The sequence below is a fragment of the Kouleothrix sp. genome (assembly GCF_046328425.1).
Taxonomy (GTDB): domain Bacteria; phylum Chloroflexota; class Chloroflexia; order Chloroflexales; family Roseiflexaceae; genus Kouleothrix.
Window position 1 is genome coordinate 24537 of the sequence record NZ_JAXLWP010000030.1, and the last position, 20340, is coordinate 44876.

The window sequence follows — 20340 nt, forward strand, 5'->3', positions numbered from 1 at the left end:
GGCGGCGCTACTCTTCGTTGATATCTTCCTCTTCGCCGATATCCTGCTCGATATCGTCGAGGCCCAGCTCTTCTTCCTCGCCGCCGAACGACTCCTCCTCGACCTCCTCGCGCACGTCGATATTGTCGTCGTCTTCGAGCAGCTCGTCGCCATACTCGTCGTAGCGCGCCGAGGCGAAGTAGCCGCCATGGAGTGCGCTTTCGCCGAGCTTGCCGGGGAACGAGACCCGGCCGCGCTGGCTTGGATCCTGGTACACCTCGCGGATCAGCACGCGCAGCTGGTGATTATTCGTCTGGGCCACCGCCGAGGCATAGCGATTACCGCCGAGCATCAGCTCGCTGAGGCGCTGGGCCAGCTTCGGCTCGACCCGGCCGATCACGTGGCTGCTGGCGTCGAGCACCAGCACATTGCGGCCTTCGAGCTTCAGATCGACCTTCTCGCCCGTGACCACGGCATCGACCACCGGGCCGCGCGGCACGTCGACGAGCGTAGTAAGTGCGGTTTTGCCGGTTTCGGTGATAAACAGCCGCAGGTCGACGAGCTGGCGGGTGGTGCGCACCGGCGCGGTAGCCGAGCGCGCCACCAGGTCGTTCAGGCGCTCGACGTTTTTGCGGGCGATCGAGTTGGCCGGGTTGAGGCGCAGCGAGCTCTGGTACGCCTCGCGCGCCTCGGCCAGCTTGCCCAGCTCGAAGTATGCCTTGCCAAGGCGGTTGAACGTGTCGGCGTCTTCACCAAGGCTAATCAGCTGGAGGTTGGCTTCGATCGCCTCGTCCCAACGATTTTTGGCCGCCAGATCGACCGCCTGATCCTGAAGCCGGCGGCGTAGGCGCAGTTTCTCATCCTGCTTGCTCAAGCAATATCCCTCCGCACAAATACAATCGTGCCCTGCCTTCGTCAGATCGCCGGGCAGCCGGCCATGCCGGGGTTATTGATACAGATCACCAGCGCAACCAGCGCCACACCATTGTTTATCGCATGCGCAATGATACACGGCAGCAAGCTACGCGTGGTGTGCATGGCCCAGGCCAGCAGCAGGCCGATCACGAAGAGCGGCAGCATCAGCCCCAGCAGGCCGCGGCTCACCGAGAAGACGTGCACGGCGGCAAACAGCAGCGCGCTCACGCCATAGGCCAGCGGCAAGCCCCAGCGGCGCTGGCCAAACGTTTCGCGCAGCGCGTTGAACACATAGCCGCGAAACAGGATCTCTTCGCCGATGGGCGCCAGCACCGCCGCGCCGAGCATAAACAGCGCCTGGCCAAGGTAGTCGCCCTGGAACAGCGGGAACTGCGCTGACTGATCGGGCACCACGCCGTAGCGCTGGAACAGGCCGGAGATCAGGCCGTTGGCCAGCAGCGAGAGTACGCCCACGCCCACGCCGATCGCGATCAGCTTTGGCAGGTTGCGGGCCTGGAAGCCGATCTCGGCCAGCGGCTCGTGGCGCAGCCAGCGCACGCGAGCGATCGGAATAAGCGCAAATGCGGCGTTCGTCGCCAGCAGCGTGGCGAACAAGCCATCGGCGCCGATCAGCTTCACGGCCTCGGCTTGGTCGCGCAGGCGCGCCTGCAGATCGGCCAGCGAAAGCCCTTGCTGCGCCACGCGGATCCCCACGAACGCAATCTGCACCAGCAGTGTCAGCCCGACGAATGCGACCAGCGCGATCACGAAGTCGATCGCCATAACGCCGGCCAGCGGCCATTTGCGCGGGCGCGGCGCCGGCTCGGGGGCGGGAACAAACGGCGCGTCGTACTGCTGTGCCATCAGGCCGGCGTCCCTTCGCCCACCAGCTCGCCGCCAAGCGACCACGGGCCGGTGTGAGTGACGCGGATGCGCGCGAGCTTGCCGACCCAATCGTGCGCGTCGGCGAAGAACACTAGCTTATTGCCGGGCGTACGGCCGCGCCACTTGCCGCGGTGCTCGCCTTCAACCAGGATCTCGACCACCTGGCCGAGCAGGCGGGCATTGCGCGCGGTGGCGATGCGCTCCTGCAGCTGCTCGAGTTCGACGCGGCGGGCCTGCTTCTCGTCCTCGGGCACCGCCAGCGCCGGGTCGTCTTCCATCGCGCCTGCGCGCGTGCCGGGGCGCGCCGAGTAGGCGGCGATATGCACCTTGTCGAAGCCGATCTCCTCGATCAGGGCGCGCGTGCCGTCGAAGTGCTCGCGCTCCTCGCCGGGGTGGCCGACGATAATATCGGTGGTGAGCGCAATATCGGGCATGGCCGCGCGAATCTTGCCGATCAGGTCGCGGTAGCGCGCCACGGTGTAGCCGCGCCGCATGATCTTGAGCATCTCGTCGTGGCCGGACTGCACCGGCAGGTTGATCTCGCGCTGGGCGCGCGGCAGCTCGGCCATGGTGGCGATCAGCTTCTCGGTCATCCAGGCCGGGTGCGATGTCAGGAAGCGCAGCCGTACCAGCCCGGGCGTGGCGTGCACGGCGCGCAGCAGATCGGCCAGATCGGGGCGGCCGGGCAGATCGTGACCCCACGAGTCGACAATCTGGCCGAGCAGGGTGATCTCGCGCGCGCCGCGCGCGACGATCCGGCGCACCTCGTCGGCGATCTCGCCGAGCGGGCGGCTGCGCTCTTTGCCGCGACGCAGCGGGATCACGCAGAAGGCGCAGCTCATGTTGCAGCCGTACTGGATCGGCACGTGCACCGACACCGGCGGGTGCGCCAGATCGGCCACCGGCAGCGCCGGCTGGTCGAGCTGGTAGAGCGAGTGCGGCGCCAGCGCCACCACTTCGTCGACGGCCGAGGGCGAGACGAAATGATCGACCATCGGCAGGCGCGCCTGAAAGATCGACTGGTTGTTCGGGCCGACCATGCAGCCCCACAGCACCACGCGCGTGTCGGGCAGCTCGCGCTTGACGCGCTGCAGCTCGCCAAGCTTGCCGATGATCCGCTCCTCGGCCGAGGCGCGCACGCTGCACGAGTTCAGCACAATGAAGCTGGCGTCTTCCGGCCGATCGGCAGGCGCGTAGCCGACGCCCTGGAGCGCCGCTTCAAGGCGCTCGGAGTCGGAGACGTTCATCTGGCAGCCGACCGTCCACACATAGTAGCGGCGCTCGCGCGGCGTTGCATCGCGCGAAGGCCGCGGCACGCCACCCACCAGCTCGTCTTTTGCTACCAGTTTCAGCTCAATCATCGAGGTACACCTAACCAGCCAGCGTAACGGGCAGGCATTATACCTGCTTCCGAAGCCAACCGCAACCCGCCAGCCACGCGCCGTGGCGGCAGCCAGCCCCGACAGGCGCCAGTAGACACGCGACGTAACGCGATCTCAGAAATAAATAGCCTGAGAAGAGACCACCAAGGCACGAAGACACCACGATCGTGTATGTGGTGTTGGTGTTTTCTCACGTAGTACCGCTTGGTGCCTTGGTGGTACACAGATATTTCAGACAGCCTCTCACAGGCTCGGCGCCGCCGGATCTGGCTGGTGCCGCTACCACACAATGATCGGCAGATCGTTGGCGATGCTCTGGTCGGCGGCTTCGCGCAGCACGCGCAGGCAGCGCACGGGGCCGCTGCTGGCCGGAACGCCTGCCGCCTGAAGCATGCCGTCCAGCTCGGCCAGCTCGCGCTGCAGGCCAACCGACGAGCCAAAGCTGATGTACGGATCTTCGGCGTCCTCGTCGTCCTCGTCGATCTCTTCCTCGTCGGCCTCAAGCCAGATCGGCTCGGCGAAATCGACCGGCAGGTAGTAGCCGCCGTCGGCCTGGTGATTGATCAGGTGTGGGAAGCGCGTCGTCTGCTCGCCATCCCAGATCGCCACCAGGGCCGGGTCGGGCTCGCTGTCGTCGGGTACACCAGCGCCGAGCATGCCCGAGACATCGCGGCCCTGCTCGAGGTAGGCCGCCAGCTGTCGCAGCTGGTAGAGATCCATGAAGCGGTCGATCCCGCCCTCCCAGATCTCGACGCCCGGCCGCGACAGCAGGTCGATCTCGATGCCTTCCTCGCGCAGCAGATCCTGAATGTCCGATAGCCACTCGCGCTCGTCTTCGTACAGCTCGCGATCTTCCTCGGGGCGCGTGGTGAACATCGAGCCGACGACCAGATCCAGCTCGGTTGTACGATCTGACATGTGTACTCCTCACGTGGCGACGACACTGCGCCACTGTTTCATAACGTATCAAAGACACACCAGTATACCATGTTCTCTGCGATTCATTGCATCGGGCCGGCGAGCGTGGTATGCTGTGCGCGGCGGCCCAGCGCGGGCCGCGCCAACGCTCGACGACACGTAGACCATGACGAGCTACCTAACTCGCACGCCCAAACCAAGCGCCAGCCACTGCGCAGCATGCGGCGCGCCGCTCACCAGCGGCTACTACTACCTGCGCGATCGATCGGATCGCTTCTGCCCAACCTGCATCGCCACGCGCCCGCGCTGCGACGCCTGCTCGGCGCCAGTGGGCGACACCCACTGGTCGCTGCACGACGGCCGGCAGCTATGCAATAGCTGCCACGCCACCGCGATCGTCGACCCGGCGGCGGCGCGCGCGCTCTACGACGAAACCGTGGCGGCGATTGTGTCGCAGCTTGGCCTGGCGCTGCGCGTCGGCGTCGAGTTCCGGCTGGTCGACGCGCCGGCCATGGCCCAGGTGCGCGCCGCCGCCCACGACGGCCACGCCCCCGACGAGAAGACGCTCGGGCTGTACCAGCGCCAGGGGCGCCTGCGCGTGATCTACATGCTCTACGGGCTGCCGAAGCTGCTGTTTCGCACGGTGGTGGCCCACGAGTACGCGCACGCCTGGCAGGGCGAAACCTGCCCGCTGCTCGACGACGACGCGCTGCGCGAAGGGTTCGCCGAGTGGGTCGCCTACCGGCACCTCCTGTTCCTTGGCTGTACGCGCGCGGCCCAGCGCATGCTCAGCTCGTCGCACCCCTACCGCCCGCTGATGGAGCGGGTGCTGGCGCTCGAGGCCCAGGTGGGGCCGGCCGGCGTGCTGCAGCATATCCTTGAGGTTGGGCGCGGCGCCGTACCATCCGGTAGCTGATCGGCGCATGCCCTGCCACGCCTACCGCCGTAGCGCCCCCGCAGGCGCCGCTGCCAGTACACCCGGGCCGCCGCTTGCGCTATAATGGCGCCATGCCGACGCTCACCCTTCAGATCGAGCCACCACAGCCCGCCCTGGCGCTGCTGCCCGAGCCGCAGCTCTGCTACCTGCTGCTGACGCTCGGCGCTAGCGGTGCCGGCGGCGCGCACGCCGTCAACTGGGCGCTCGTGGCCGACGCCAGCCGCTCCATGCGCATCCCGATCGTCAGCGAGGCGCAGTTCCGCGAGCTGCTGCGCAGCGGCACCGCCCAGGAAGTGCTGGTCGACGGCGTGCCGGTGTGGCAGCTGGCCGGGCCGGTGCCGCCCGACATGCGCGCCGCGGCGCCCAGCGCGCTGGATTTTGTGGCGCGCGCGCTGCACAGCGTGGTCGATCGGCTGAGCGACGGCGACCGCTTCGCGCTGATCGCCTGCGCCGAAGAAGCGCTCGCGCTGACCCGCAGCACCTCGGGCGCCGATCGCGCCGCGCTGGCGCGCGGGATCGGCCGGCTGCCCGGGCTGAACCTGGGCGAGCAGACCGACCTGGCCCAGGGGATCGCGCTCGGGCTCAGCGAGCTACGGCGCAGCCGCGCCGCCGAGCGCGCCGAGCGGCTGCTGCTGCTGACCGACGGCTTCACCCAGCGCCCCGACGAGTGCCTGCGCCTGGCCGCCGCCGCCGCTGCCGAGGGCGTGGCGATCAGCACGATCGGCCTGGGCGGCGAGTTTCAGGAAGACGTGCTCACGGCCATCGCCGACCGGAGCGCCGGCCGAGCGCTATTTCTGCGCAAGCCCGACGCCATCCCGCAGGCAGTTGGCGCCGAGCTGCGCGCCGGGCGCGCGGTGGCGGCGCGCGACGCCACGCTGCGCCTGAGCCTTGCGGCCGGCACGGCGCTGCGGCGAGCCACGCGCATGCGCCCGGCGCTGACGATCCTCGACGACGCGATCCGGCCCGCCGGCCCGCCCGGCAGCTACGAGCTGCGGCTCGGCGACCTCGAGGCCGGCGCGCCTACCACGCTGCTGCTCGAGCTGATGGCGCCAGCGCACCCGGCGGGCCTGGCCGAGCTTGGCCGCTGCGAGCTGCGCGCCGCCGGAACCGCGCCGTACGCCGCCAGCCTGACGGCGCGCTACACCGCCACGCCACCGCCCGCGCCGCCAAGCCTGCTCGACGCAGCGGCGCGCGCCAATGCCGCCCGGCTGCAGCTGCGCGCGCTCGATCGCGCCGCGCACGGCGATGCGCGCGAGGCCGCCCGGCTGCTGCGCGCCGCCGCTGCGCGCTTTGCAGCGCTGAACGAGCCCGCGCTGGCCGCACTGGCCAGCGACCAGGCCGCCGCGATCGAGCTGCGCGGCAGCGCCAGCGCGCTGGCCGTCAAAGAGCTGACCTACGCCACGCGCCGGCTGGGCGAAGGCTAGTGTGGTATCATAGCGGCTACGGCAATCGCTTCTTATAGTAGAGATAGAGACCCGCACCATGACCAGCACCCCGGCTCGCCTGGGCCAGTTTGGCGCCTACGGCGGCAGCTACATCCCCGAAACGCTCGCGCCGGCAGTCGCCGCGCTCGAAGCCGCCTACCTGGCGGTCAAGGCCGACCCGGCCTTCTGGGGCGAGCTTGATACGCTGCACCGCAACTTCACTGGCCGGCCCACCGCGCTGACGTACGCGTCGCGCCTGACGGCCGAGCTGGGCGGCGCGCAGATCTACCTCAAGCGCGAAGACCTGGCGCATACCGGCGCCCACAAGATCAACAACGCGCTTGGCCAGGGCCTGCTAGCCCGGCGCATGGGTAAAACCCGGATCATCGCCGAGACCGGCGCGGGCCAGCACGGCGTGGCCACCGCAGCGGTATGCGCCATGCTCGGCCTGCAGTGCGTGGTGTACATGGGCGCGAAAGACATCGAGCGCCAGAAGCCGAACGTCTTCCGCATGCGCCTGCTCGGCGCCGAGGTGCGCAGCGTAGAATCGGGCAGCCAGACGCTCAAAGACGCCGTCAACGAGGCCATGCGCGACTGGGTGACGAACCCCGATTCGTACTACCTGCTTGGCTCGGCGCTGGGGCCGCACCCCTACCCAGTGATGGTGCGCGATTTCCAGAGCGTGATCGGCCGCGAGGCGCGCGAGCAGATTGTGCAGGCGGCCGGGCGCCTGCCCGACGTGGTGCTCGCCTGCGTCGGCGGCGGCTCGAATGCGATCGGCATCTTCAGCGCCTTTCTCGACGATGAGCACGTCGACCTGCGCGGCGTCGAGGCCGGCGGGCGCGGGCCGGCGCTCGGCGAGCACGCGGCGCGCTTCTCGGGCGGGCACCTCGGTGTGTTCCAGGGCACGCGCTCGTATGTGCTGCAAGACGACGACGGCCAGATCGCGCTGACGCACAGCATCTCGGCCGGGCTCGACTACGCCGCAGTCGGCCCTGAGCACGCAATGCTGCACGACGACGAGCGCGCGTTCTACACCTCGGCCACCGACGCCGAGGCGCTCGACGCATTCCAGCGGCTTTCGCGGCTCGAGGGTATCATCCCAGCGCTCGAGAGCGCCCACGCCGTGGCCGAGGCGATCAAGCTTGCGCCGACGATGCGCCCCGAGCAGATCATTCTGATCAACCTGTCGGGCCGCGGCGACAAAGACATTTTCACCGTCGCCGATGTGCTAGGGGTGACGATCTAGCACGCAACGAGATAACACTTTCTTCATTTTTTTGCGCCAAACGCGCCAGCGCCAGGCGGCGCGAGCGATACCCAGGCTTTCTGATGCGCCCCGGCGTGGCATACCGCGCCGGGGCGCGCTGCGCTGGCCGATTGACAGCACATCTCGCAATGTTATAATCTCATTCACCTGAGTACCCGGAATTGAACACAACCGCCGTCACCGCCCGACGAGTCTCTTACGCGCCGCGGCTGTACGCCACTGTACGCCCGCGCCGCAGTACCTTCACAGGCATGGCGGCCTAATATCACCAGGCAGACCGTACATCGTAGCGAGCGGCGTGTGCAGCCGCACTGCTCGTTGCGATATGCGGCTCCGAGGTTAAGGATCCACCAGTGCGCTTGCGAATGTGCCCAGATTGGCTCGCGCTGCTGAGCCTTACCATGCTGATGCTCGTTGGCGGGGTTGCGCAGGCCGCTCAGCTCGCCCCGGCGCCCGCCGGCCCTGCGGCCCCTGCCGCGCCACTTCTGTTTGTCGCCAATGCCGGCCAGCTCGACGCACGCGCCCGCTTCGCCGTGCGCGGCGGCGCCGCCAGCCTGTTTCTGGCCGACGACGCGATCTGGCTCGTGCTGGCCGGCGACGCGACCCAGGTCAATCTGCGCGTCAGCTTCCCCGGCGCCCGCCCGGTGCGCCCCGAGCCGCTCGGCCCGATCGCGACGCGCGTATCGTTTTTTCTTGGCAGCGACCGGCGCGGCTGGCACACCGGCGTGCCGGCCTGGGGCGGCGTGCGCTACCGCGATCTGTACCCCGGCATCGACCTCGAGCTGGGCGGCGCGGACGGGCAGCTGAGCCTACGCATGATCGCCCACCCCGGCGCCGACCCTGCGGCGGTGCGCATGCGCGTCGAAGGCGGCGACCGCCAGCTAATCAGCGGCGACACCCTCAGCATCGGCACGGCGCTGGGCGAGGCCCGCCTACCGCTGCCCGCGCTGCTTGGCGCCAATGGCCAGCCGCTCGGCACACACGCGTACGCCAGCGCCAGCGGCGACACCATCGCCACGCCCTTCGCGCGCGGCGACCGCCCGGCCGCCGCGCCAGCCGGCGGGCTGGCCGACCTGAGCTACAGTACGCTGTACGGCGCCAGCGGCGACGACGAAGGCGACGCAATCGCCGTCGATAGCCAGGGCGCGGCATATATCGGCGGCTGGTCGGACTCGAGCCAGTTCCCAAGCACGCCCGGCGCGTACAAAAGCAACCCTTCGGGCATCAACGGCGTGATCGTCAAGCAGGCCGCGGAAGCCGGGCAGCCGCCAGCCTACGCCGCGATTATCGGCGGCGACAGTGTCGACTACATCAGCGGCATCGCGGTCGATACCAGCGGCGCGGCATATGTGGTGGGCTACACCGCGTCGTCCAACTTCCCCACCACGAGTGGCGCGTACGACACCAGCGGCAGCGGCGTCGACAAGATCAACCGCGACGCGTTTATAGCCAAGCTGCGGCCCGACGGCAGCGACCTGGCATACAGCACCTACCTGGGCGGCAGCGGCGACGAGCGCGGCTTCGAGATCGCGATCGACGGCGCCGGCGCGGCGTATGTAACCGGCCGCACGACTTCAAGCAATTTCCCGACCAGCCCCAGCGCGCTGGACACCAGCTACAACGGCAACTTCGACGTGTATGTTACCAAGCTGAGCGCCGACGGCAGGCAGCTGGTGTACAGTACCTACCTGGGCGGTAGCGAAAACGACCAGGGCAACGATATCGCGGTCGACGCCGCCGGCTCGGCCTATATCACCGGCTACACGCTGTCGCCGATCTTTCTGCCCGCCAGCGGCTACGACCCTGGCTTCAACGGCCTGGAAGATATTTTCGTGGTCAAGCTCAGCAGCAGCGGCACCAGCCTGGTCTACGGCACGTATGTCGGCGGCACGAATACCGACCGCGGCGAGAGCATTGTGGTGGATGGCAGCGGCGCGGCGTACGTGGCCGGCTATAGCCTATCGACCGATTTCCCCGCGACGCCGGGCGCGTTCGGCCAGCAGTCGGGCGGCCTCGACGACGCGATTGTGCTGAAGCTCGGCGCGAGCGGCCAAACGCTGGAGTTCGCCCGGTACCTGGGCGGCAAAGACGAAGATTTCGGCACCGGCGTGGCAGTGGTCAGCAATGGCGACGTATTCGTTGTGGGCAACACCAGCTCGGCCGACTTCCCAACGAGCGCTGGAAGCCTCGCGCCGCAGCCAAAGGGCCTGCAGGACGGGTTTGTGGCGCGCCTCGACGCCAGCGGCGCCACGCTGAGCTACGGCACCTACCTGGGAGGCGCAGCGCTCGACTCGATCGACGGCATTGCGCTCGACCGCAACGGAGCGCCGTTCGTCACCGGCTTCACCACCTCGTCAAACTACCCGACAACCTCGGGCGCCTACGACAGCAGCTACGCCAGCGGCCACGACGCAGTGCTGAGCAAGCTAGCGCTTGGCAGCGCGCCGCGCTACACCATCAGCGGCCATGTGTACGACAAGAGTGGCCAGAGCGGCATTGGCGGCGTCATGGTCAGCGCGGGGTCGCAGAGCACCGCGACGCAGAGCGACGGCAGCTACAGCATCGGCGGGCTGCTGGCCGGGCAGTACACGATTACGCCCAGCAAAGCCGGCTACATCTTCAACCCGCCATCGATCGCCAACCTGCAGATCAGCGGCGACCAGACCAACCTGAACTTCAACGCCGACGTGCCAACCTACACGATCAGCGGGCAGGTGATCCTCGACGGGAGCGGCGCGCCGCTGGCCGGCGTGACGATCGACGATGGCGTGGGCGACAGCGCCACCACCGACGCCGCCGGCAGCTACACCATCAGCGGGGTGGCGGCCGGCAGCTACACGCTCACGCCCAACCGCAGCGGCTACACATTCCAGCCCGCGCAGCAGGCCATCGCGGTCAGCGGCAATGCCCAGGCCCAGCCGTTCGCCGCCACGCCGGTGGTACAGCGAACCGAGACAAAAGCCTACGCGCCGTTCGCCTCGTACACCTCCCAGCCGCAGGAGCGCGGCTGCGACGCGTATGAGCCAAACGACGATCGCAAAGCCAACCCCGCGCCGATCGCGATCGGCACGCAGATCAGCGCCAAGATCTGCAGCAAAGAAAAGCTCACGCCGCCAAACAACCTGCGCGAAGACAACTACATCGTGCAGAATCCTGCCGGCAACACGATTGTAGTGACGCTGGGCCTGCCAAGCACGCTGCGCGGGCACCTGTATGTGGCGATCTATAACAACGACAATCTCAACCAGCCGGCGTGCTTCAACACCGACGCCCGATCGGCGTCCAACCAGATCACCTGCTCGTTCGTCCAGGCTGGCTCGAATGTCATCCGCCTGTATACGCCCAAGGGCGACGGAACATTCGACGACGTCCACGAGTATACGCTTTTGGTTCAGCTGAAGAATTAAGCCATCTTTACATATTTATACGCTTTTCGCTTGATCACGTATAGTTTGTGTTGCACTGCGTGGCTTTGCCACGCAGTGCAACACAAAAAGAAATACGGGAGCGGCTTTGCCGCCCCGAACCCCCACCAAAGTGTCAGTCATCAAGCGAATTTGTATTATGCGGTAAACAAGCCGAATGACCGACCTGAGCGACACATACCTGGGGCAATACCATCTGATCGAGCCGATCGGCCATGGCGGCATGTCGACGGTATACAAAGCTTACCAGGCCTCGCTCGACCGGTATGTGGCCGTGAAGGTGCTGACGGCCAGCCACGACCCGCAGTTCGCCTCGCGCTTCCGCCGCGAAGCCCGCGCCGTCGCGGCGCTGCAACACCCGAATATTCTGCCGATCTACGACTACGGCGAGGAAGGCGCGCTGGCCTACTTCGTGATGCAGTATGTCGAGAATGGCGTGACGTTGCAGGATCGGCTTGGCACACCCATGCCGCCAACCGAGGCGGTGCCGCTGATCGGGCAGGTGCTGAGCGCGCTGGAGTACGCCCACCGGCGCGGGATCGTCCACCGCGATATCAAGCCAGCGAATGTGCTGCTGCCGGCGCCTAGCTGGGCGATGCTGGCCGATTTCGGCATTGCAAAGCTTGTGAACGACAGCCAGCACCTTACGCTCACCGGCTTTATCGTCGGCACGGCCGCGTACATGGCCCCCGAGCAAGCCGCCGGCCGGCCAGTCGACGCGCGCACCGACCTGTACTCGATCGGCGTGGTGCTGTACGAGCTGCTGGCCGGCCAGCCGCCGTTCTACGCCGATACGCCCATGGCCCTGCTCACCCAACACGTGTACGACCCGCCGCCGCCGCCGCGCACGATCAACCCGCAGATCCACCCTGCAGTCGAAGAGGCGCTGCTGCAGGCCCTGGCCAAACACCCAGACGACCGCTACCAGAGCGCCGGCGAGATGCGCGCCGATCTCGAGCGCGTCGTATCGCTGCTGGGCAAGCCGTACGTGTCGCCCAAGGTAACCGACCTGTACCTTGCGGGTGTGCAGGCGTTTCACGAGCAGCGCTGGGACGAAGCGGTCGACCGGCTGAATCGCGCTCTGCGGCTCGACCCCGAGCACGACGACGCGGCCAACATGCTGGAGATGGCGCGCGCGCAGCGCAATGCCGGACGGCGCTCGGCGGCGCGCCCGCAAGCCAACACTGGCCCGCGCCCGGCCCTGGCGCCGATCGGCCAGACGACCGAGAAAGTTGTGCCGAGCGCGCCGAAGCCGCGTATTCGCTGCCAGGAATGCGGCCGGATCGTGCAGTCGGACTGGCAGGTGTGCCCGTATTGCCGCGCGGCGATAGCGCCCTTGGCCGATGCCAGGCCGGACGCGAGCAGCCAAGGCGCGCCAGCGGCGCCCGTAGCAATGCCGCCAAAGCTCCCAACGCCTGCGCCAGCTGCCACACCTGTAACCCGCCCGCTGGCCGAAGCTGCCGCCCCAGCACCGCGCGCGCCAGCTGTGGCGCCCGCCCTCCGCCCACTGGCCGAGACCGCTGCGCCGCCAAGCCGCCGCGCGATCTGGCCGCTGCTGCTGGTTGCACTGGCGCTGATCGGCGTGTCGTTGGCGATCTGGCGACCGTGGCAGAGCCGCGGCGCCGCCGCGAACGCCGGCGACCCGGCCGCTACCCAGGCGCCGGCGCTGCTCGCCGCCACAAGCACGCTCACGCCAACCAGCACGCTCGCCGCCACCAGCACGCTCACGCCAACCAGCACGCTCGCCCCAACCGAGGCGCCGAGCGCAACGGCAACCGAGGCGCCGAGTGCGACGCCAACCAGCACGCCAGCTCCAACGAACACCGCCAAGCCAACCGCAAAGCCAACAGCTAGGCCAAAACCAACCGCGACATCCGCACCGCCAACCGACACGCCAGCGCCGCCGACCGCGACAGCCGCGCCGCCGACCGACACGCCTGTGCCGCCGACCGACACGCCCGCGCCGTCGCGCCCGCGCAAAACACCGACGCCGGAAGGATAACTTTCGCGGATCAACAGCGCTACACCAGCTAATAATCGGCGAAAGAGACACTAGACTTGAGACTGATGACGATCAAATAGTTAAAGACTACAATTATATTTACGGCGTAATTAACGCATAGTAGCCCGTAAAATCTCATTTTAATGGCAAATTTACTTTAACACACATCCGGCAAATCCACCTAACTATAGCGAAATAGCCTTGTTCACACTTCACCACGGCGCCCGACAGATCCAAAAGCCATTTTCAGAACGTTTAGTAACAAAGGCTTGGTTGCATGGTGCCGAGAAGGAATACTAGCCGATGAGCGATCTGATCAACACCTACCTGGGGCAGTACCAGCTGATCGAGGCGATCGGCCACGGCGGTATGGCCACCGTCTACAAAGCCTACCAGCCCTCGCTCGAGCGCTTCGTCGCCGTCAAGGTGCTGCTCTCCAACCGCGACCCTCAGTTCGCCGTCCGCTTCAAGCGCGAGGCTCGCGCCATCGCCGCCCTCCAGCACCACAACATCCTGCCGATCTACGACTACGGCGAGCAAGACGGCCTGCTCTACTTCGTGCTCCAGTATGTCGAGAACGGCCTCACCCTGCACGACCAGCTTGGCGCGCCGCTCGCCCCTGCCCAAGCCCTGCGCCTGATCGGCCACGTCCTCGCCGCCCTCGAGTACGCCCACGCCCGTGGCGTCATCCACCGCGACCTCAAGCCCGCCAATATTCTCCTGCCCGCGCCGAACTGGGCGCTGCTGGCCGACTTCGGCATCGCCAAGCTGCTCAACGACAGCCAGCACCTGACCATGACCGGCTTCATCATCGGCACGGCGGCGTACATGGCCCCCGAGCAAGCCGCCGGGCGGCCGATCGACGCGCGCACCGACCTGTACTCGCTGGGGGTGGTGCTGTACGAGATGCTGACGGGGCGGGTGCCGTTCGACTCGGACACGCCGATGGCGGTGTTGACCAAGCACGTGTACGAGGCGCCGCCGCCGCCGCGGACGCTGAACCCGAACCTGCCGCCGGCGCTGGAGGCGATGCTGCTGCGGGCGCTGGCGAAAGACCCGGCGGCGCGGTACCAGAGCGCGGGGGAGATGGCGGAGGACGTGGAGCGGGTGGCGGCGCAGTTCGAGCGGCCACGGCCGCCGAGCCAGGTGCACGGGCTGTACCGGGCGGGGGTGGAGGCGTTTCAGCGGGGGGAGTGGGACGAGGCGGTGACGCAGTTCGAGCGGCTGGTGGCGTTTGCGCCCGACTACGAAGACGCCGCCATGCTCCTCAATGCCGCCCGCGTGGCTCAAGATCAGATGGGCGCTACCGGCCAGCAGCGCAGCGCGACGGCACCGTTCACACCGACGGCCAACCCGCTGCCGCCGGCGCAGCCAGCTGCGCCACAGCCGCCAAGCACACCCGCGCGGCCGGCTGCATTCACGCCGCTATCGTTTGGCATCGCGCAGCCTCCGGCCACTCAGCCCGAGGCGCCGGCCGCGAGCGCGGCCTCTTCGCCGGCCGCGCCCACCGCGCCTGGCGTCGCGGCGACATGGAACGTCGCCCCGCCGGCCGCAGCGACCGGCGGCATATCCGAGCAGGCATTCTCACCGCAGGCAGCCGCGATACCGGCTGGCGACACAGCGGCCGGCGCGGCCCCCAAGCGCCCGCTTGGCCTGTGGATCGGCCTTGCGGCAGCGCTCGTGCTGCTGTGCGGCGGCGGTTTCTTCGCCGTGCGCGCATTCGGCCGCAGCAACGACCCGGCGATTGTGCCGCTGGCGAACACCACCGCAACCGCCGCCCCATCGCCGTCGCAAACGCTCACGCCATCGCCGTCGCCGACACTGACATCGACCGATACGCCCGTACCGCCGACGGATACGCCCGCGCCTACCGATACGCCCGTACCGCCTACCGCGACAGCCAAACCAACCGCTAAGCCGACGGTGAAGCCCACGCCCAAGCCCACACCACGGCCGAAGCCCACGGCGGTTCCACCTACCGATACGCCCGTGCCGCCGCCACCGCCGCCAACCGATACGCCCGTGCCGCCGCCGCCAACCGATACGCCTGACAATGGCGGAGGCGGTGGAGGCGGAGGAGGTGGTGGTGGAGGCGGTGGAGGTGGTGGTGGCGGAGGCGGCAATCCGTCGCCGCCGACCAAAACGCCGCGACGCCGGTAGCAGCCGCCATACGCACACGTGTTTGGCGCCAATTCAATAGCACCGGCGAGGGATCGGGCACTGCTCGATCCCTCGCCCACTAACCCCACCAAACGATCGTCGTGGTGCATATCCGGGAATGTGGGTGCTGCTATACCCCTTCCAACAGCATACCGCACCACCAGCAAGAGGGAGCCAAGGTATGAATACGCGACTATTCGGCGTCGCCCTGCTTATCGTCAGCGCCATATCTGCTGCGTCGGCGCGGCCCGCGTACATGGCGCCAACACAATCTGCTGCGAATACGCGCGTAGCACCAGCCCAGAGCGGCCAACACCCTGCTGGCAGCCCGCTGATCTTCATCGCCAACGCCGGGCAGGTCGCGCCCGACGTTCGGTACATGGTGCAGGGCGAAAAAGGCACCCTGTTCATTGCGAATGATGCGATCTGGCTGACGGCGATTGATCTTCAGCAATCGCCGGCTTCTGATGCCAAAGCTAAGCCGTTCAGCAATATGCGGCCTCATTCGATGATGGTCACCGACCACCTGCATGTGTCGAATGTCAAGATCAGCTTTGTGGGCGCGAACCCCCACGCCAGCATCGAGTCGTTCGGGCGCCTGCCAACGCACGTATCGTATTTCCGCGGCGACCCAAGCGCCTGGCAGTCGGACATACCCGTATGGCAAGGCGTGCGCTATACCAACCTTTACCCCGGCATCGACCTCGAGCTGAGTGGCGCCAGCGGCGAGCTAGCGGCGCGCCTGAAGGCTCAGCCGGGAGCCAACCTGGCGGCGGTACGTATGCGCATCGACGGCGCGGATTCGCAGATGCTCGCCGGCAACCAGATCCGGCTGCGCACGCGCACAGGCGAGATCGCGTTCCCACTGCTCCAGCTCGACAGCGGCACCACCAGCGGCGCGCTCGCGCCGTCCGTGCAGGGAAGCGAGATCCGCACGCCATTCGCGGCCAGCGCCGATGCGCAAACCACCGACGCCACCACGCAGGCCAGCACGGATCTCAGCTTTAGCTCGTTCCTGGGCGGATCGTTCGACGACATTGCCTGGAGCATTGCCGCCGACTCCAGCGGCGCCACGTATGTCACCGGCGAAACCTTCTCGCCAGATTTCCCAACCCGGCCAGGCTCATTCGACCTGCTCTGCGGCACGGATGGCCACTGCGACTTCAACGGCCAAGGCTACTACCGCGATGCATTTGTCGCCAAGATGAACCCGCAAGGCAGTGACCTGGTGTACGCCGCCTTTCTGGGCGGCAGCGGCGTCGACATCGGCAACGATATTGCGGTCAATAGCGCTGGCGAAGCAGCGGTCACCGGCGCTACCTACTCGGCCGATTTTCCTTCGTTTATCGCGAGCGCTGCAGCGAATCAGGGCAGTAGCACCACCGGCACCCGCGAGGTTCAGGCGTTCGTACCTTCCGCAACGCAGGGCGCCCAGCCGAACAGCAGCACCGCCACCGACGACGCGTTTGTCGTGAAGATCAACGCCGCCGGCACGCAGCTGGTCTACTCGCAGATCATCTTTGGCGGCGGCTCGCGCGATGCCGCGTACGATACCGGCTACGGCGTCGCGTTCGACGGCTTCGGCAGCGCCTATGTGAGCGGCTCAACCGCGACAAACGATTTCAATGCGTTTGTCATCAAGCTTGCGCCCAACGGCTCGCTGCTGTTTGGGCCAATTTTCGGCGGCAGCGGCAACGACGAAGGCTTCGACGTAGCGGTGAGCGACAATGGCAGCACGGTGTATGTGACCGGCTACACCGAATCGAGCGATTTCCCAACCACCTCGGGCGCGCCGGATCAATCGTGCGGCAGCGACGGCACCTGCGATACGCAGAATGGCACATCGTACTCGGACGCCTTTATCGCCAAATTCAACCAGTTCGGCACGCGCACCTACGGCACCTACGTCGGCGGAAATAACGTCGAGAATGGGTTTGGCATCGTCGCCGATCAGCAGGGGGCCGCGTATATCACCGGCGTCACATTTTCGGCCGATTTCCCCGTCTCGAACGACGCCTACGACACCACGCTCGGCGGCAACCGCGATGCCATTCTGGCCAAGCTTTCGCCGAACGGCTCGAACCTGAGCTATGCGACATTTCTTGGCGGCGATAATGCCGACCAAGGCGTGAGCCTGGCGCTGGCCGGCGGCAACAATGTGCTGGTGACCGGCTGGACGCTCTCGGCCGATTTCCCGCACACCTTCAAAGCCCTGCAGAGCTCGATCGGCGGCGGTACCGACGCATTCCTGGCGCTGATCGACCTGGCCGCGTCGAAGCTGCGCTACGGCACCTTTTTAGGCGGAACATCAAACGACGAAGGGTTCGCAGTAGCTACCGACGCGGCTGGCGGGGTGAATATCACCGGCCGCACCGTCTCGGGCGATTTCCCAACCACCGACGGCGCACTCGATCGGGCGTATGCCAGTGGCTTTAACTGCGGCACTAGCCAGCAACCCAACGATCACCCGTGCTACGACGGGTTTATCGCGAAGATCAGGCCGACGATCAGCAACGCGCCAGAGCTGGTTTCGGAGGTGAACGTGCCGTTCAGTCTGATCAATACCGCGATCGGTACGGGCGTGATCGAGGCACCGCCCTGCGATGCTTACGAGAGCAACGACGACTACAAGCATCCCTTTACGATTCAGGCGGGCCAGAGCTACTCGGCCAAGCTGTGCCAGAATGATAAAGAGGACAACTACATCTTCGCCATTAGCCGCAAGGCCAAGCCAAGAATCACCGTCGATATCCCGCAGGGGCTGCGCGGCAAGGTACAGGTGTGGCTGTTCGACCCAACGAATCCGAACAACACTATCTGCGGCTACGGCGACAGCAACCCGATCGCCCAGGTAGTGGTGTCGAGCTGTCCCGCGCTAGCGCCAGGCCAGTATATCGTAGTGCTGTACACCGATGACAGCCAGCAGCTCTTCGATAACAACAGCCCGTACACGCTCAAGGTCACGCTCGCCTGAAGCGCCGCAGCTAGCTTGGCTGCGCCTGATCATACGCTGTTCGCTTGATCACGTATCGATTGTGTTGCACGACGCGGCTTCACCAAGCCGTGCAACACAAAAAATTTGGGGGCGGCTTCGCCGCCCCCAAACCCCCACCAAAGTGTAAGTCAGCAAACGAATAAGGTACTCCATCCCTTCTGTGCTCAGATGTTGGCGCTTCGCGCCAACATCTGAGCACTTTACATGAAAAATACCGCTGTACAACGTTCAGTAGTAGAACCCCTTTTTTCGAGTATAATCGCTGGCATCCATTCCGGCGCAAGATGCGGCCAGCTCCCTGGCGAGCTTATGTCAAACAGATCGCCTGTACAAGAATAAGGAACAGCCGATGAGCGATCTGATCAACACCTACCTGGGGCAGTACCAGCTGATCGAGGCGATCGGCCACGGCGGTATGGCCACCGTCTACAAAGCCTACCAGCCCTCGCTCGAGCGCTTCGTCGCCGTCAAGGTGCTGCTCTCCAACCGCGACCCCCAGTTCGCCGTCCGCTTCAAGCGCGAGGCTCGCGCCATCGCCGCCCTCCAGCACCACAACATCCTGCCGATCTACGACTACGGCGAGCAAGACGGCCTGCTCTACTTCGTGCTCCAGTATGTCGAGAACGGCCTCACCCTGCACGACCAGCTTGGCGCGCCGCTCGCCCCTGCCCAAGCCCTGCGCCTGATCGGCCACGTCCTCGCCGCCCTCGAGTACGCCCACGCCCGTGGCGTCATCCACCGCGACCTCAAGCCCGCCAATATTCTCCTGCCCGCGCCGAACTGGGCGCTGCTGGCCGACTTCGGCATCGCCAAGCTGCTCAACGACAGCCAGCACCTGACCATGACCGGCTTCATCATCGGCACGGCGGCGTACATGGCCCCCGAGCAAGCCGCCGGGCGGCCGATCGACGCGCGCACCGACCTGTACTCGCTGGGGGTGGTGCTGTACGAGATGCTGACGGGGCGGGTGCCGTTCGACTCGGACACGCCGATGGCGGTGTTGACCAAGCACGTGTACGAGGCGCCGCCGCCGCCGCGGACGCTGAACCCGAACCTGCCGCCGGCGCTGGAGGCGATGCTGCTGCGGGCGCTGGCGAAAGACCCGGCGGCGCGATACCAGAGCGCGGGGAGATGGCGGAGGACGTGGAGCGGGTGGCGGCGCAGTTCGAGCGGCCACGGCCGCCGAGCCAGGTGCACGGGCTGTACCGGTCGGGGGTGGAGGCGTTTCAGCGCGGGCAGTGGGACGAGGCGGTGACGCAGTTCGAGCGGCTGGTGGCGTTTGCGCCCGACTACGAAGACGCCGCCATGTCCTCAATGCCGCCCGCGTCGCGCGCGAGCAGGTGCTGATCGCCACAACCGGCCAGCAGCGCGCGGTTGCCCAACCGGCGGCGCCAGACAGCGCGCCAGCGCTACCGCCGGCGCCAGTGCTGGCCCCGCCGACGCAGCTTAAACCACAGCCCGAGCCGGCCAGTGCCACGGCAGGGGCCAGCGCCGTGTGGAGCATGCCGGCCTCGGCTGCGCAGGCCACGGCGCCCACGCCAGCGGCCGCACTTCCGGCGCCAGCCCAGCGCCGCCGCATCGGCATATGGCTGGCCTTCGTGGCGGCTTTGCTGCTATGCGGCGCCGGCGGGTTCTTCGCGCGGCAGATCTTCGGCAGCTCGGCCAACCCTGCGGTGGTGCCGGCGACGGCCGCAAGCGCCACGCCGACGCCCAGCGCGACGCCCTCGCCATCACCAAGCGCGACACCCACGCCCAGCGCGAGCCCCACGGCCTCGCCCGCGCCAACCAACACCCCTGCGCCCAGCGCGACGCCAGAGCCGAGCGCTACGGCCGTGCCGACCGATACGCCCAAACCAACACCCAAGCCCACGGCGAAGCCAACGCCGCGGCCCGCACCGCCGCCAACAGCCATCCCTCCGACCGACACGCCGGTGCCGCCAACTGCGGCCCCGCCAACCGATACGCCGGTACCGCCAACCGACACGCCCACCGAGACGCCCACCGAAAAGGCCAAGAAGCCAATTACACCAACCCGCGTGGGAGGGTAA

Annotated in this window: 13 protein-coding genes; 9 read left to right on the forward strand and 4 right to left on the reverse strand. The window is 67.1% G+C overall.

The features are described from left to right. Positions 1–7 precede the first annotated feature (7 nt). From U0177_RS23485 to U0177_RS23500, 4 genes are all read right to left on the reverse strand, one after another. Positions 8–853, reverse strand: a complete 846-nt coding sequence (locus U0177_RS23485; RefSeq protein ID WP_409573104.1) for a tetratricopeptide repeat protein — start codon at positions 851–853, stop codon at positions 8–10. 41 nt (positions 854–894) lie between these two features. After that, on the reverse strand, positions 895–1758 hold the full coding sequence (locus U0177_RS23490; protein ID WP_409573105.1) for a CPBP family intramembrane glutamic endopeptidase: 864 nt from the start codon (positions 1756–1758) through the stop codon (positions 895–897). Next, entirely contained in the window at positions 1758–3140 is a 1383-nt protein-coding gene (gene miaB, locus U0177_RS23495; protein ID WP_409573106.1) for a tRNA (N6-isopentenyl adenosine(37)-C2)-methylthiotransferase MiaB, read from the reverse strand. The genes U0177_RS23490 and miaB overlap by 1 nt, the downstream gene beginning before the upstream one ends. A gap of 300 nt (positions 3141–3440) precedes the next feature. Beyond that, positions 3441–4079 (reverse strand): hypothetical protein, encoded by a 639-nt coding sequence (locus U0177_RS23500; protein ID WP_409573107.1) that lies wholly within the window; start codon positions 4077–4079, stop codon positions 3441–3443. 166 nt (positions 4080–4245) lie between these two features. On the opposite strand from U0177_RS23500, the gene U0177_RS23505 reads away from it, so the two are divergent. The 9 genes from U0177_RS23505 to U0177_RS23545 all read left to right on the forward strand — a co-directional run bounded on the left by U0177_RS23505 (position 4246) and on the right by U0177_RS23545 (position 20340). Then, positions 4246–4995 carry a zinc-binding protein gene (locus tag U0177_RS23505; protein WP_409573108.1) on the forward strand — a complete coding sequence of 250 codons (750 nt, stop codon included), beginning with the start codon at positions 4246–4248 and terminating at the stop codon, positions 4993–4995. A gap of 92 nt (positions 4996–5087) precedes the next feature. Next, on the forward strand, positions 5088–6440 hold the full coding sequence (locus tag U0177_RS23510) for a VWA domain-containing protein (RefSeq protein WP_409573109.1): 1353 nt from the start codon (positions 5088–5090) through the stop codon (positions 6438–6440). Positions 6441–6498: 58 nt separating this feature from the next. After that, positions 6499–7689, forward strand: coding sequence for a tryptophan synthase subunit beta (gene trpB / locus U0177_RS23515; RefSeq protein WP_409573110.1), 1191 nt, complete (start codon positions 6499–6501; stop codon positions 7687–7689). A gap of 374 nt (positions 7690–8063) precedes the next feature. After that, positions 8064–11117 carry an SBBP repeat-containing protein gene (locus U0177_RS23520; RefSeq protein ID WP_409573111.1) on the forward strand — a complete coding sequence of 1018 codons (3054 nt, stop codon included), beginning with the start codon at positions 8064–8066 and terminating at the stop codon, positions 11115–11117. 175 nt (positions 11118–11292) lie between these two features. Beyond that, positions 11293–13137 (forward strand): protein kinase domain-containing protein, encoded by a 1845-nt coding sequence (locus U0177_RS23525; RefSeq protein WP_409573112.1) that lies wholly within the window; start codon positions 11293–11295, stop codon positions 13135–13137. 303 nt (positions 13138–13440) lie between these two features. Continuing rightward, complete coding sequence (locus U0177_RS23530; protein WP_409573113.1) at positions 13441–15297, forward strand: protein kinase domain-containing protein; 1857 nt, start codon at positions 13441–13443, stop codon at positions 15295–15297. A 181-nt stretch (positions 15298–15478) separates the two neighbouring features. Continuing rightward, positions 15479–18271: an SBBP repeat-containing protein gene (locus tag U0177_RS23535; protein ID WP_409573114.1), complete on the forward strand. Its 2793-nt coding sequence runs from the start codon at positions 15479–15481 to the stop codon at positions 18269–18271. 370 nt (positions 18272–18641) lie between these two features. Then, positions 18642–19547, forward strand: a complete 906-nt coding sequence (locus U0177_RS23540; protein WP_409573115.1) for a protein kinase domain-containing protein — start codon at positions 18642–18644, stop codon at positions 19545–19547. Between the two features lie 85 nt (positions 19548–19632). After that, the gene (locus U0177_RS23545) at positions 19633–20340 is read left to right on the forward strand and encodes a hypothetical protein (protein ID WP_409573116.1); all 708 of its coding nucleotides are present in this window, start codon (positions 19633–19635) and stop codon (positions 20338–20340) included.

Coding starts and splice junctions, on each gene's coding strand:
- trpB (WP_409573110.1), top strand. CDS start 6,499: ATGACCAGCACCCCGGCTCGCCTGGGCCAGTTTGGCGCCTACGGCGGC.
- U0177_RS23490 (WP_409573105.1), bottom strand. CDS start 1,758: ATGGCACAGCAGTACGACGCGCCGTTTGTTCCCGCCCCCGAGCCGGCG.
- miaB (WP_409573106.1), bottom strand. CDS start 3,140: ATGATTGAGCTGAAACTGGTAGCAAAAGACGAGCTGGTGGGTGGCGTG.
- U0177_RS23505 (WP_409573108.1), top strand. CDS start 4,246: ATGACGAGCTACCTAACTCGCACGCCCAAACCAAGCGCCAGCCACTGC.
- U0177_RS23530 (WP_409573113.1), top strand. CDS start 13,441: ATGAGCGATCTGATCAACACCTACCTGGGGCAGTACCAGCTGATCGAG.
- U0177_RS23510 (WP_409573109.1), top strand. CDS start 5,088: ATGCCGACGCTCACCCTTCAGATCGAGCCACCACAGCCCGCCCTGGCG.
- U0177_RS23540 (WP_409573115.1), top strand. CDS start 18,642: ATGAGCGATCTGATCAACACCTACCTGGGGCAGTACCAGCTGATCGAG.
- U0177_RS23535 (WP_409573114.1), top strand. CDS start 15,479: ATGAATACGCGACTATTCGGCGTCGCCCTGCTTATCGTCAGCGCCATA.
- U0177_RS23525 (WP_409573112.1), top strand. CDS start 11,293: ATGACCGACCTGAGCGACACATACCTGGGGCAATACCATCTGATCGAG.
- U0177_RS23500 (WP_409573107.1), bottom strand. CDS start 4,079: ATGTCAGATCGTACAACCGAGCTGGATCTGGTCGTCGGCTCGATGTTC.